This is a genomic window from Shewanella sp. ULN5 (assembly GCF_030731885.1).
GTDB classification, from domain to species: domain Bacteria; phylum Pseudomonadota; class Gammaproteobacteria; order Enterobacterales; family Shewanellaceae; genus Shewanella; species Shewanella holmiensis.
The window spans coordinates 120,352-135,517 of sequence record NZ_JAPJEE010000004.1 but is presented as its reverse complement, the minus strand read 5'-3'; the positions used below and the strand labels follow the sequence as shown (position 1 = coordinate 135,517).

The following is a 15,166-nucleotide window of genomic DNA, read 5'->3' as shown; positions in this document are numbered from 1 at the left end:
AGTGTCTAGAACTTTGATAACAGGCAATCCCGCCGTTTGAGTGTCTAGCACTTTAATAACAGGTAAGCCAGCAGTTTGTGTGTCTACAATATTAGACTGCGTAGCAGTAGTAGCTGATAAAATTGTTACTACTGATAACGCAATTATTCCTTTAATCATTTTCTATCTCTCTTAGCTCAGGGTTATTATTAAATTGTTATTTTTGACAACTAACAATCCAAAAGCATTTTCTGTGCCAATGTTGATTAAAGGTTTAGTTTTTGTTTGGTTTTTGTGTTTTAAATTGGGTTCTCTTATCTTGGTCTGTGGCTAATAGTTGCTCAAAGTACTTTTCAGGTACAGGCTTGCTGAATATATAACCTTGAATTTCTTCACAATTTAATGCTTTTAAAATATTAAGCTGAGCATTTTGTTCGACACCTTCAGCGACCACAGTTAATCCCATATTGTGGGCTATCGTAATAATAGAATCGACCATTTTTAAGTCGCGATCTGATTTGTCTATGTCATCAACAAATGATTTGTCAATTTTTAAACAATTGATAGGGAAGCGCTTAAGGTAGGATAATGATGAATAACCTGTACCAAAGTCATCTAATGCAAGGCTAACCCCCATTTTTGCAAGCTGTTGCATCACTTTAATCGCTTTTTCTGGGTTTTTAATCACAGTCCCTTCAGTAATCTCCAACTCTAAATGTTTTGCAGGTAACTTAGTCAGACGTAAAATTGACTCTATTCTTTGTTGTAAATCAGTAAGGGCAAATTGACGTGACGATAAATTGACGGCAACTCTGCCATTAAACAGACCTTGTTCTAGCCACTTATTGGCAGCAAAACAGGCTTTACGAAGCACAACATCACCAATTTCGACAATTAAGCCGTTTTCTTCTGCAAGTGGAATAAAATCATTTGGCGAAATAATTCCGTGTTTTGGGTGATTTAATCTTACTAATGCTTCCATTCCAGCTAAACAGTCACTTTTTAAATCGACTTTCGGCTGGTAATACACCTCAAAATAATCTTCTTTTAAGGCCTCACGAATTAAATTTTCAATCTCTAATTGTCTTAAAGCATTTTGATTAAGCGACTCTGAATAGAATTGATAGCGATTGCCGCCTGCTGATTTTGCGTGATACATCGCGATATCTGCTTTTCGCAGTAACGCTTGCTCGTTTTGCTCATCTTCTGGATAAAGTACCACGCCAATACTGATCCCAAGTACCAAACTTTCTTCATTAAGCTCAAATGCTGGTTTAAGGGATTGAATAATATTCGAGGCAATCATCGCGCTTGACCCAATGTCAGGGTTTTGATCAATCAGTAGTGCGAACTCATCACCGCCTAATCGATATAAACTGGCATGACTAGGGATGGTTTTTTTAATCCGCTCAGCGACGGATATCAATAACTCATCACCGATTTGATGACCAAGGGAGTCATTAATACGCTTAAAGTTATCCAAATCTAAAACCATTAAAGTATGGTGGATATCCTTTTTAACCAAATTATTTAAGGTAACTTGTAAACTAGAACGGTTAGGTAAACCTGTTAGTAAATCATTGTTGGTTAATTTGCGTAACTCTTCTTCTTGTTGTTTACGACGAGTAATATCAGAAAATACGCCCACATAGTGGCTTGTTTCGCCCTGTTCGTTGTAAATGGTATCGATGGTTAATTCCATCAAAAAGAAGTTGTTATCACCCTTCTTGGCCTCAATTTCTCCACTCCAACGGCCTTGCTGACGTAACGCTGTTCTAATTTGCTCTGAATATGATTCTGGATAACGGGTAAATGCTAGCTTTTGCTGCATAAAGTTATCGCGACTGCATGATGCAATTTCACAACAGGCTTCATTGACTTCAACAAACACATAATCTTGATTCAGAATGAACATGCCTTCAGAGATGTTTTCAATTGCACGGGCAAAAAGCTTAAGTTGCTCTTCGACTTGTTTAATGTTGTTGATATCTTTAATTGTGCCAGTCATTCGCACTGGATGATCTTTTTGATCGCGTTCTACAATTTTTGCTCGGTCTAGAATCCACATCCATTGATTATTTCTGCCTTTCACTCGGTACGCTATTTCAAAGTGATCGGTGATATTGCTGAAGTGATCATTCAGTGCTTTTTGAACTCTGGGTTGATCTATTGGGTGGATATTACTTTCTTCACCGATTTTACCGGATCTGCGTCCATCTTGAGGAAAGTCCAACGTTCCCCAAATATTGGAGCGGAAGATTTTACCGCTTTCAATATCCCAGTCCCACATTTCATCACCGCTGCCCCAAAGGGAAAGTTTCAGACGTTCTTCACTGAGAGCAATTTGTTTTTGTATTTCCCTACGACGTAAAATGGCTTTAGTGATTAACAAAAAGAAAACTAACGTGATGAAGCTATATATTATTTTTGCCCTTGTTGAAAGCCACCAAGGTGGCGAAATCACAACTTCAATATTTTTAATTATAGATTTTGCACCTGTTGTACGTTCTATTGCATAAACACTAAATATATATGTTCCATGTGGTAAGTTTGTATAAGTTGCAGAATTAAAGTTCTTATTTGGAAGCCAATCTACATCTATGCCTTCAAGTTTATAATAAAATTCGAATTTGTTTGTATTAGAGCCAATTATATTGAAGTCAAAGGTGAAGGGGTAATCCGAGTGTTTTAAAGTTATCGATTTTTTATATTTGATCGCTTGCTCAAGAACTTTGGAGCCAATAGATACCTTCTCATTGAAAATTGAAATATTCTTTATTGATAATGATTGCTGGATATTATTGTTTAATGAGCGCAATACTGCTTTGGGTGCAACATATGTTAAACCATAAGGTCCACCAATTACTATTCCAGACTTTGTTTTGAATGTTGATTGAGTGCTATAATCTGAAAGGGTTCCATTTTCAGTTGTAAGTTTGAATTGTTTTTTGTTTTTTATATCTAAAAGGTTTACCTCCATATTGGATGGGGCAATAATTATATCGTCTATTACATCTAGAGAATATGTTATTTTATTGGTTTTAAGTAACTCTACTATTTTTTTATCAACTTTGTCATAAGCCATTATGGCCGTTCTTGAACCAAAATATACTTTATTTTTGTGATTAACTAAGCTGGCCACAAGCTCTTTTTCGTATAGTTTAATGATTTTTTTGTTACTATAAACAAGTAATCCTTTTTGTGTAGCGATGTATATATCACCATCAACATATTCCAAATCAAATACTGGATGGTTTGTTTCTGAATCAATTGTAGTAATTGATTCATCATCGATATTGTAAAGTAGCACTTCTCCATCGAATGTCCCTGCTAAAAATGTATTATTACTGATTTTTTTGAGTTTAACAGTATATTTGGGGCTGATTTCTCTACTTAATGTTTTATCAAATAAACTTCGTTTTATTAATCCTGATGATGAACCGATAAAAATATCATTTCCCATTGCTAATACTGTTTTATGTCCTTCATTTACAGGTAACCTTCCATTTACTTTTCCATTATTCATTAGACCTTCATTTAAAGTAAATATGTTTCTATCATTGTTAGCTATTGCAATAAAATTTTCATCTTGGCTTATGGACCAAATATTTTCAATATTTAGATCAACTTTAGAGGCTAGGTTGCCATTTATTGAAACGTGTTGAACTCCATTTGTGTAATCTGATAGGAATAAAGAGTTATTAGTTAAATAGCTGATGGTGGAACTGTTTTTAGCTAGTTCAATATCTACTTTTCCAACCTTTTTGATTGTGTATTTTTTTTCTGAAAATTGTATGGATATTATTTCATTTAAACTGAATATTAAAATTGAATTCTGGTGTTTGTTAAATGCTATGGAGGATGTTTGATAGTCTAATATTTTTTCATCAGCATAAAATAAACCAGATTTTTTTGATATTAATATTTTTTTGTTGAACACTTCAAAGTCAGTTGATTCTTCTGATTTTAATTCAACTTTATTACTAATTAGATATATTTCTCCATTAAAATTTCTTAGGTATATGTCATCATTCAGTGTTCTAATTTTTTTAATTTCTTTGAGCTTTTCATTTAATATATGTTTTATTTCATGTGTAAAGTTTTCATTAAAAATATAAATCTCATTATTTAAACCAACATAATTAATTCCATTTTCATTATGCAAAGCCCAAATCACAGAGTTTGAAATTGGGTGATTAGATTTTGCTAAAGAAAAGGTCTCAGTATAATTATCAAATATAGCTAAACCTTTATCAGTACCTACTAGTAACCTATCTTGATCATCTATAATGAGGTTACGAATAAAAGAGCTGGGTAATCCGCTGCTATTATCTTCGGCATAAAAGTGGGTGAATTCTGTACCATCAAAGCGGTTGAGTCCGTTAACAGTGCCTATCCAAACATATCCTTCACTGTCTTCAACAATACTGGTAACTGTGTTTTGAGATAGTCCATTGGCAACCGTATAGGATTCATAATTGAGAATAATATCTAGCTGTTCTTCATTGAAGTCTGAAAAAGACATGGCATAAGTGAATGATGCCTGGAAAAAAGTAAAAATAAGCAGTAGCAAAGATAAAATTTTAGGCATAATTTGTTTTTCTTATTCTCGGAGATGCCAAGTAAAAGCAGTTAGTTGCCTACTTTTTCAGAATCTATGGTGTTTGTCAAAAATCTGTTAACCAAAATGGTTCGCATGTTGCTTTTATGTACCAATCCAAATCCCAGGGTATTCATCAGTGGCGACATTTAACTCATAATGCCTAGCCATACTTAGCGGTTTACGCTAGTAGTAAACTGAAATTTAGTGGTTTATGTTGATACCGCTGTTGTTGATAATTTACATTAAATTTTTCAAGAACAGAGTGATAATACTAAAAGTTAAATTTTTCAGCAGCTTGCTTAAACGCTCTCAAGTCTGAAATCATATTGTTAGACATTAGTTGCTGTTTTGAGTGCTGTTCACCACAGCTGAATAACACTAAACGGTCGCAATGCTTACTGCGCATACGTTGCATCATAAATTTAATTAAATCAGCTCTGGTTAATGTTTCAACTTTAGCTGCGACATTTTCACGTTGGTCAAATTGGTAGTCCCTATTACCCAAACTTACCCAATAACGTTGCCCTCGAGTTTTGAGGTTAGCGTCATGTTCCATTATTTGGCTAATCAGCCCTTGTTTGGTACTTTCCCACTGCTCATTGGTAATTTGCATAACGGCATAACTAAAATCGGCAATAAACTCGTCAATGGCTTCAAGTAAAATTCTTGGCCCAGTGGATGGAGATTGGATATAAAAAATCATTCCTGGGTGGCGATTAAGGGGTAAATACCCTGTGCCAACCATATAACCTAGCTGCTGTTTTGTACGTAATTCATGGAAAAACGTTGATGACATTGTATGGTTCAGCAAGCTAAACAACGCCATCTTATCGGTAGTGGCCTTCGTCGATTGATAATAGACAATGATAGCACTATCTTGATGTTGAATGGTTTTTTCTCGTAATAAGGTGCCTACACCCTGCAAATCAACCAGCTCTCTTAACGATTCATTGCTTGGTTTTGATACCAAAGACAACAAATGCTCAAGACGTTTCCCTAATGCTTGAGCTTCAGAGACTAACCAATCACCGTATACCAGTCCTTCTAGATAGACCTTTTCAAAAAAGTCGCTCACATGTTGATGTAGCTCATCTAAAGTAATCGTTTCGAGTTCTTCAGCCATTCTTGCTGGTTCAAAACTGCGTTTTTGTAGGGTCACTGTCAAACTGGTAAATAATTGTGAAATGGGCTTTGCCTGAGCGACATTATGCCAACTGCGTAAAATTTGTTTACGGATCATGTTAAATCGGTCTTGAGTAAAATTACGCTCACGTGCTTTGTGAATGATAAGCGCGAGTAAACTTTCTTGATTCCCCGTAAAACCAGTGAGATGTAATGTAATTCCGCCTTGATGTGGATAGATATTATAGTTTAGGCCCGCCACTTCAGCTTGATAGGTTGACTCAGTTAAATAATCGAGTAACAGCTCAACATAAAGTCGGGTCAGTGTGGCATGGCGAGGCGACATACTGGATTTTTGTGAATCAAGCGATAAATATAAATGTCCTTTGGGAACATTAAATTCATCATCTTTCCTATGCCAAAGTCGATATCCTTCACCCTCAGCAACAATCACTGGGACTGGTGTTTGGCTTAATTCTGATCGCGCTTGAGGATTAGGCACAATAAAAGGGTTCGCTTGAGGCAGTGCTAATTCAGATCTGATTTCTGATTGTTGCCAAAAATCTAACCTTGAAGGCGCTATATCAGACACCTTATATGGTGTGTGATACCAAGCTGCTTGTTTATTGGTATCTTGATCTTGTGCGACAACTTGCAAGCGCATATTCAGCGGGTGCATAAGATTGAGTAACGAACGCGCTTCATCTATATCCAAGTTGTCCATGCGGTAGTCACCGTATACCACATCTTCAGGGGCATAATGATGCATATTAATACTGAGATGACTGGCAAGATCTAATGCTTTAATCTGTTCTTGAAATCGAAATGCAGTATTTAAAAGATTTGCGCGCTCTTGATAACGCCAATCTTCTAATCCAGAGAGTTTAATAAGTTGAATATATTCAAAAATACATTTCACTACATCATCGATGGCTTTATAACCTTTGTCAGTTAGTTGAACGCTGACAGAGTAATCTTTAAAGTTGAAGCCATTAATGCCACCGCCAGCTGATAAATTGTTTGCAAGGCCTTGTTCTTTTAAATAAGACAATAAGCTGCCAGGACTTTCGTTACCCAGTAAATGACTGATGAAGGTTAACGGTTTACGTTTGTAAAACTGGTCAATACCAGGGAGGGCAAAATTAACGCTAATACGTTTTTGTTGTTTTAGTGGCACGATTGCGATTTGTTTCAGGCGCTCGGCCTCGGTCACCAGGAGTGCTTCAGGGTAGTGTTTACTTACTTCGCGATTGACTATCGCTTCAAAATAGGTTTTGGCCCATAGCTCTAATTGGTCTAAAGAGGCGGGGGCAACCAAGCACAATGTCATGATGTTTGCACAATATTGTTGTTGGTAGAATGCCAGTAACTCTTCACGTAAAACGGACTCTGGACCATTTAAGGTGGTTAAATTACCTACCGAAAATTTAGAAAAGGGGTGTGCCTGATTGGTGGTCTCTTTCTGTACTTGATAGACGCGACGAATATCGTCTTTTAGCTTAAGACTGTATTCTGACTCAATCGCATGACGCTCTCTATCGACTAATTCAATATCAAATTTTGGCGCGATGAAAAATTGGCTAAATCTATCGAGCGACTCTTCAAACACTTCAGCATTGATGGTGTAGAAAAAGTTAGTTTGCTCAGTGCCTGTCCAGGCATTGTTGTTACCACCATGTTGATTAATAAAAGCATGGTATTCACCAGGATCAGGATATTTCTCTGTCCCTAAAAAAAGCATATGTTCTAAAAAGTGCGCCATACCGGGTCGTTCGACAGGATCATCAAAATGTCCCACCTGAACGGCCATCGAGGCAGCAGCTTGATTCGATTGAACATCTTCAACCAATAATACCCGGAGTTTGTTCGAGAGACGGATATAACGATATAAGCGATGATCATTTTGACTTGTATGTATTGCTGGAAAATCGGACAAGTGAAGACTCCAGGTAACGGTTCTAGTTATATATTGATATTGTTATCAGTTTTTAGCAAATAACTCGCGATACTTTATTTTGTTTATCGACTAAAGTTGAGTTAATTTTTGTTTGTGAACGGTTCCGTCAGCGTCTTAATGAGGCTACAATTGGTTCACGAGTAAATCAGATTGAAATCGAGTGTTGTATGCAGTTGTTTTTGATGCGTCATGGTGAAGCCAGTTTTGATGCGCCATCGGATCGCGAAAGGATGTTAACGCATAATGGGAGATATCAAACAGGTCAAATGGCCGGTTTACTCAGTAACCACATTTCTCAGCTAGATTTGGTTTTAGTCAGTCCTTATTTGCGTGCTCAGCAAACTTGGGAGGTGGTGAGTAAGCACTTACCTAAAGCGAGAAAATGTGTGGTATTGGATGATATTACACCTGCTGGCGACCCAAGAAGGGCCGCTGATGTTATTCTTGCTTACGCTGAACAATACAAAGCCGATACCGTGCTAGTGATTACGCACATGCCGATAGTCGGTTTTTTAGTGAGTGAACTTGTTGCTGGGGTCGAACCTCCAATTTTTGCCACATCAGCTTTTGTGCAAATTGATAAGCATATGGAAGTGGCTAGTTTAGTGGGAATGAATTACCCACTTGCTGGTTAAGGTTTATTTATTAAACGGTTTGTTTGGTTTAACGATTATCTTCTATAATGGCTGATCGCCAATATCGATTAATACCAATAGTGCTGCATCGCCGCCCCATTCTTTTGGGGCTTGATGAAACGCTTTGACTTTAGGGTGCTGAGCTAACCACATTGGTATTTGCTGCTTCAAAATTCCCATACCATAACCATGCATCACGCTACAGCAAATACTGTTTTGTTTCACACAAGCTTGAATCAACGCCGCAAGTTCCAGTTTGGCTTCTGACTGTCTTAAACCATGCAAATCCAATAGTAAATCAGGAACATAATCACCACGACGTAAACGCTTAAGTTCAATTTTATCAACATTTTCATTTGCCCAACGCATCGGGCCCGTTACCGGAAGTAAAGGTTGATAGGTGTCAGAAAAGTAGCTGCTAGCATGAATTTGCTGCGCTTTTATTTCGACTTGCTGTTTGGTTTTTACGGGTTGTTTGAAGTGATGTGCTTGTTGCTTAATCGGCTTTATGCCGGCGACAAGATCACTAAACGACTCGAAATCAGTGATATTTTTGTCATTCATGGCGATATTGTATTGAATTCTAGGCCATCTTAATAGACATCAGTTACAATGCAGCAGAACTATTTTGTAGGAGTGTGTTTTGGATAAAATTTTTGTAGATGAAGCAGTCACTGAACTGCGTACCATTGGCGATATGTTACGTTGGGCTGTAAGCCGCTTTAACGATGCTGGTATTTATTATGGCCACGGTACTGATAACGCTTGGGATGAAGCCATAGCATTAGTTTTCCATGCATTACACCTACCAGAAGAAATTGGTCAGCAAGTGATTCATTCAAACTTAACCAGCAGTGAAAAGCATAAAATTGTTGAGTTGATTATTCGCCGAGTTCGTGAGCGTTTGCCAGTACCTTATTTGACCAATAAAGCGCGTTTTGCCGGATTAGAATTTTTCGTTGATGAGCGCGTATTAGTCCCTCGCTCACCAATTGCGGAAATGATTAATAATCATTTTAGCCCATGGCTTTATAACAAGCCTGTTAACCGCATTATGGATTTGTGTACGGGTAGTGCCTGTATTGCCATTGCTTGTGCCTATGCATTTGAAGACGCTGAAGTTGATGCGCTTGATATTAGTGAAGATGCATTAGAAGTGGCGCAAATTAATATTGAAACCCTAGGCGTATTAGAACGCGTGTTCCCGATCCAGTCTGACTTATTCTCGGCTATCCCCAAAGGGCCTCACTACGATTTGATCGTATCAAACCCACCATACGTAGATGAAGATGATATTGGCGATATGCCAAACGAGTATCATCACGAACCCGCGATTGGCTTAGCTTCAGGTCGTGATGGATTGGATTTAACCAAGCGCATTTTAGCCAATGCAGCAGATTATTTGACTGAAAATGGTCTGTTAGTGGTTGAGGTGGGGAATTCAATGGTGCACTTAATGGAACAATTCCCTGATGTACCATTTACCTGGGTTGATTTTGAATTTGGCGGTGACGGTGTGTTTGTATTAACCCGTGATCAGCTAGTTGAAAATGAATCACTTTTCGCCATCTATAAAGATAGTGAATAATAACGCTGTATTAGTGTAACATTACACTGTTAAGTTTTTATTTGTGAAGGGATAAAGGGCGCATGTCAGGAAACAGTATCGGGCAAAACTTTGTAGTGACCACATTTGGTGAGAGCCATGGCGTGGCGCTTGGATGTATTATTGACGGCTGTCCTCCAGGATTGGAATTGACCGTTGAAGATATGCAACATGACCTAGACCGTCGTCGTCCTGGCACATCTCGCTATACTACAGCGCGTCGTGAAGCCGATGAAGTGCGTATTCTATCCGGTGTGTTTGAAGGTAAAACCACTGGTACGTCAATTGGTTTACTGATTGAAAATACCGATCAACGAAGCCAAGATTATTCAAATATTAAAGATTTGTTTCGTCCTGGCCATGCCGATTATACCTACCAACAAAAATATGGTTTACGCGATTATCGTGGTGGTGGGCGCTCATCTGCTCGTGAAACCGCTATGCGTGTTGCCGCTGGTGCGGTTGCTAAAAAGTATTTGAAAGCCGTTCACGGTATCGATATTCATGGTTATTTATCACAACTAGGTCCTATTTGTGCTGAGCAAATCGATTTAGCACAAGTAGAGCAAAATGCCTTTTTCTTTCCAGATGCCACCAAATTGGATGCGTTGGATGAATACATGCGTGAACTGAAAAAATCGGGCGACTCGATTGGCGCTAAAATTACAGTTGCTGCCACAGGTGTGCCAGTGGGATTAGGTGAGCCAGTATTTGATCGCTTGGATGCCGATATCGCTCATGCTTTGATGGGCATTAATGCGGTCAAAGGTGTTGAGATTGGTGATGGCTTTGGTGTTGTTACCCAAAAAGGCTCTGAAGGACGTGATTTAATGTCACCACAAGGTTTTGAGTCAAATCATGCCGGTGGGGTATTGGGTGGCATATCTTCAGGCCAACCAATTGTTGCCAATATTGCCTTAAAGCCTACATCAAGTATTAGCGTGCCGGGAAAAAGCATGACAGCACAAGGTGAGGTTGCCGACGTTGTTACTAAAGGTCGACATGATCCTTGTGTTGGGATCCGCGCGGTACCGATTGCTGAAGCGATGTTAGCCATTGTATTAATGGATCATCTATTACGCCATCGTGCACAAAACCAAGATGTACACAGCGAAACCCCCGTAATCGGAATGCGTTAAATGCCAATCCCTTCTAGCCCTGAGTTGCAGCTTCGCTGGCTCAGGGCTTGTTATTTCTTCTTTTTTGCTATTTTAGGTGTGTTAGTGCCGTACCTAGGTGTTTTCTTTGACGCCCGCGGCTTTGATGCGCAAGAGATAGGTTCCTTATTAGCGATTTTAATGGCCACGCGGATCGTCGCTCCCAATCTATGGGCAGTAGTAGCCGATAGAACAGGTATGAGGGCTGGCTTAATTAAACTAGGTGCTTTTTGTGCAGCATTGACGTTTATCAGCTTTTTCTTTAACGGTGGTTTTTGGTATCTGGCCATCAGTTTGACTATATATACCTTCTTTTGGAATGCTATTTTAGCGCAGCTTGAGGTGATCACGCTTGAAACCTTAGGTGACAAAGCGAATCAATATGGCGCTATCCGAAGTTGGGGTAGTGTCGGCTATATTGTTCTGGTTGTGGCAGCCGGGGTGGGTATTGAGCGCTTTGGCGCTGAAGTACTGCCTTATATTGGCATGATACTGTTTATTGGTTTGTTACTATCTGCTTTACCTCTTCCCTCAACAAGGGCGGCAGTGTTAAACGCCGCTGATCGTCCTAAGCTGCAGTTAGATAAATCCATCGTATTATTTTTGCTTTCCGCTTTATTATTGCAAATGAGTGTCGGCCCTTTTTATGGTTTCTTTGTACTTTACCTTAAGCAAATTGGTTACTCTGAAACCGTTGCTGGCATTATGGTGGCCGTTGGTGTTGTGGCTGAAATTGCCATATTTTTATTCGCCTCCAAGTTAATTGGCAAATATGGTTTACGTTTGTTGTTGGTAGTAAGCACACTGTTAACTGCAATAAGGTGGTTACTTTTAGGGTATTATCCAGATAATTTATTTTTACTATTATTGAGCCAAGCATTACATGCGTTTACGTTTGGCTTGACCCATGCAGTGTCGATTCAGTTTATTCATCGCCATTTTGGCATTCATCACCGTAGTAAAGGGCAAGCCATGTATGCCAGTATTAGTTTTGGTGTCGGTGGGGCGCTAGGTACTTGGCTGAGTGGTCATATTTGGGGCGACGGAAGTGGCGCGATGCATGTGTGGCTATTTGCAGCAGCGTGTGCATTTACCTCGGCAATTCTGGTGTTTTTTATTCCCAATATGAACGGCAAAGCACCACGCCTCGACGCAGAATAGACTGAGTTATCTACGGATTAACATACATTTAAATGCTTGAAATAAAAGGAGCCAATGTGAAACCGTTTCGTTTAGGTTTACTCATTAACCCATTAGCGGGTTTAGGTGGCAGCGTCGGTTTAAAAGGTTCTGACGGTGTAGCGGAAGAAGCATTAGCTAAAGGTGCCCAGCCCAAAGCACATTTACGCATGCAGCAAGCACTAGCGGTGTTGTTACCTTATCAACATCGTATTCAAGTGATCACCGCTTCCGGCAGCATGGGGGAAGATCTCGCTCGAAAAATGGGCTTTGATACTCATGTTGTCTATCAATATCATGCAAATGTTGCTCATCTAAATGAACCGTCAGTCAGTGAATCAATCGCTCAAGCGAGCGTTAGCACAACACCACAAGATACCTGTAATTCGCTTCAGGCTTTGATGAGCGAAACTCTCGATTTACTTTTATTTGCTGGTGGTGATGGCACTGCAAGAGATGTCTATTCTGTTGTTGATGATGCAATTCCGGTATTAGGTGTTCCCGCTGGTGTAAAAATTCATTCAGGTGTTTATGGCATTACTCCTAAAGCATCAGGTTTAGTGGTTAAAATGCTGCTTGATGGTGAGCTAGTCAGCCTAATGTCTGCAGATGTGATGGATATAGATGAAAGCGCATTTAGGCAAGGCACGGTAAAAGCCAAGCGTTTTGGTGAAATGCGAGTGCCTGCTGAACCTAGGTACGTGCAAGCTGTAAAAATGGGCGGTAAGGAAGTAGACGAATTAGTGTTAGCCGATATCGCTGCTGATGTGATTGAATCAATGGAAGACGAAATCTTCATTATGGGTTCAGGTAGCACTGTTGCGGCTATCATGGATGACTTATATCTAGACAATACCTTACTCGGTGTTGATGTTATTCAAGACAAACAATTAATTGCCAGTGACGTCACCGCGCAACAATTACTGGATATTACACAGGACAAGCCGACAAAATTAGTGATCACTTTAATTGGAGGTCAAGGGCATGTTTTGGGTAGAGGTAATCAACAACTGTCGCCAGCTTTGATAAAACAGCTTGGTAAAGACAATATTTTAATCGTTGCCACAAAAACTAAGTTAAAAGCACTTGATGGACGACCATTAATTGTGGATAGTGGCGACCCTGAATTAGATAAAGCCCTTACGGGTTATTATAAAGTTATTACTGGTTACCATGATTATGTGATGTATCAAGTGGCTAACCCAGATTTGGTGGAATAAACCCATGTTAGAAAAGTATGATGCAGCGATGGAATCTTGGATAGAAGAAACCGTCAGTAATGGTGATGACGATTCACTTTTTGCTAGTGGTTACTTACAAGGCCATATCGCCGTGGTATTGGCAAAATTAGAAGCTCAAGCGGATCAAGGTCTTGATGCATTAGATCATGAAGTTATTCAGTGTCTAGCTCTTGCCAATGAAGAGCTTAATGATGCTGATTATGTACTAGTAGCAAAAGCCTGGCAGCAATTACGCAGTCGAATTGCTGCAGCAGTATCATAGCCAATGCCTGATAATCAATCAGTCGACTCTTGCTTAGTTAGCCAAACTGAGCAAGAGTCTGCCCAGTGTGTTAGCGCCAATGAGCCGCATGTCGCGATAGGTCTTGTTAATCCTAAAACGCCAGTTAATGTCGGCGGGATTATGCGAGCTTCAGGATGCTATGGCGTCAATCAGGTATTTTATACCGGAAGACGATATGATTTAGCCGTTAAAGCTGATACTCAATATGAAGTTGATAAAAAGCAAGCGGCAAGGACTATTCCGTTACAGGGTGTTGAGTCTTTATTAGAGCAGGTACCGCTAAACAGTAAAATTATTTGTGTGGATTTAGTGGTAGGGGCAATACCTTTACCGCAATTTACTCATCCAGACAATGCATTTTATATCTTTGGCCCCGAAGATGGGTCCATTCCACAGCAAATTATTGATGCTGCAGATGATGTTGTGTATGTACCAACAAAAGGTTGTATGAATTTAGCTGCATCAGTGAATGTGCTGTTATACGATCGACTCGCTAAATCAACTGAGCATCAAACCGATGATAAACTCATTATAAAAAGTCGCGATAATAATAATCGCACACGAGTGAAACATTGGTTAAAGAAGTAACCAATAAGTAGGGTGTTTTGCTGTTAATCATCAAGGCACTTTGCTTTCTATCTTGTTTTCATTCCACGTTTTAATTTTCTTACTTCATCCGTAAATATCAATTATTTATCTTCCTAAAAATTAGCAATAATCATCAGTAGATCATTTTCGTAGTGAAGATTAATCTGCGGCTTTCTTTTGACGGGCATAAAGTGATAATCCCGACGAGTTGCTTTAGTTTTTTGTTTTATCAGTGGGAGTTTTAAAAATAAAGAGGGTGGTGATAATAAATAGATTGCGGTAGCCGGATTGCTGTTAACAACTGAAGCGACGACCTTTGTTTGTGGTTGAACAGAGCTGCGCCCTACATTGACTACTTAGGTAAATATCATTAGGAAATTGGTGTATAAATGGGATTTGAAACGATGAACTTTGTGGGGAATAAAAGTTTATGCCGATGTTAACGACTAATCAACTAACATCATTAAATTGGTTGCGGGAGCCGGATTGCTGTTAACAACTGAAGCGACGACCTTTGTTCGTGGTTGAACAGAGCTGCGCCCGACATTGACTACTTAGGTAAATATCGCTAGGGAATTGGTGTAAAAGGAGATTTGAAACGATGAACTTTGTGGGGAATAAAAGTTTGGGTCGATGTTAACGACTAATCAACTAACATCATTAAATTGGTTGCGGGAGCCGGATTTGAACCTACGTCCTTTGTGGATAATAAGAGCTGAGCCCGATATTACCTACCAAATGAATCACACTATCAAATTGGTTGCGGGAGCCGGATTTGAACCGACGACCTTCGGGTTATGAGCCCGACGAGCTACC

10 protein-coding genes are annotated in these 15,166 nt (G+C 39.2%); 7 read left to right on the top strand and 3 right to left on the bottom strand.

Annotated elements, in window-relative coordinates:
- Window positions 1-253 precede the first annotated feature (253 nt).
- Both ORI98_RS05770 and ORI98_RS05765 read right to left on the bottom strand, forming a co-directional pair.
- Window positions 254-4,570 (bottom strand): EAL domain-containing protein, encoded by a 4,317-nt coding sequence (locus ORI98_RS05770; RefSeq protein ID WP_306134591.1) that lies wholly within the window; start codon window positions 4,568-4,570, stop codon window positions 254-256.
- A gap of 283 nt (window positions 4,571-4,853) precedes the next feature.
- Complete coding sequence (locus ORI98_RS05765; protein ID WP_306134590.1) at window positions 4,854-7,640, bottom strand: insulinase family protein; 2,787 nt, start codon at window positions 7,638-7,640, stop codon at window positions 4,854-4,856.
- 188 nt (window positions 7,641-7,828) lie between these two features.
- Here ORI98_RS05765 and sixA point away from each other — a divergent pair, with 188 nt between their 5' ends.
- Entirely contained in the window at window positions 7,829-8,296 is a 468-nt protein-coding gene (gene sixA / locus ORI98_RS05760) for a phosphohistidine phosphatase SixA (protein ID WP_306134589.1), read from the top strand.
- 42 nt (window positions 8,297-8,338) lie between these two features.
- On the opposite strand, the gene smrB is transcribed toward sixA, so the two are convergent.
- Window positions 8,339-8,860: an endonuclease SmrB gene (smrB, locus tag ORI98_RS05755; RefSeq protein WP_306134588.1), complete on the bottom strand. Its 522-nt coding sequence runs from the start codon at window positions 8,858-8,860 to the stop codon at window positions 8,339-8,341.
- A 79-nt stretch (window positions 8,861-8,939) separates the two neighbouring features.
- Between smrB and prmB the strand changes: the two genes are divergently transcribed.
- From prmB to ORI98_RS05725, 6 genes are all read left to right on the top strand, one after another.
- Entirely contained in the window at window positions 8,940-9,884 is a 945-nt protein-coding gene (gene prmB / locus ORI98_RS05750; protein WP_306134587.1) for a 50S ribosomal protein L3 N(5)-glutamine methyltransferase, read from the top strand.
- A gap of 62 nt (window positions 9,885-9,946) precedes the next feature.
- Complete coding sequence (gene aroC, locus ORI98_RS05745; protein WP_261299473.1) at window positions 9,947-11,041, top strand: chorismate synthase; 1,095 nt, start codon at window positions 9,947-9,949, stop codon at window positions 11,039-11,041.
- Entirely contained in the window at window positions 11,042-12,220 is a 1,179-nt protein-coding gene (locus ORI98_RS05740) for an MFS transporter (protein ID WP_306134586.1), read from the top strand.
- Window positions 12,221-12,276: 56 nt separating this feature from the next.
- On the top strand, window positions 12,277-13,458 hold the full coding sequence (locus ORI98_RS05735; protein ID WP_306134585.1) for an ATP-NAD kinase family protein: 1,182 nt from the start codon (window positions 12,277-12,279) through the stop codon (window positions 13,456-13,458).
- 4 nt (window positions 13,459-13,462) lie between these two features.
- Window positions 13,463-13,741, top strand: a complete 279-nt coding sequence (locus tag ORI98_RS05730; RefSeq protein ID WP_306134584.1) for a YfcL family protein — start codon at window positions 13,463-13,465, stop codon at window positions 13,739-13,741.
- A gap of 3 nt (window positions 13,742-13,744) precedes the next feature.
- Window positions 13,745-14,350, top strand: a complete 606-nt coding sequence (locus ORI98_RS05725) for an RNA methyltransferase (RefSeq protein WP_306134583.1) — start codon at window positions 13,745-13,747, stop codon at window positions 14,348-14,350.
- The last annotated feature ends 816 nt before the right edge of the window (window positions 14,351-15,166 follow it).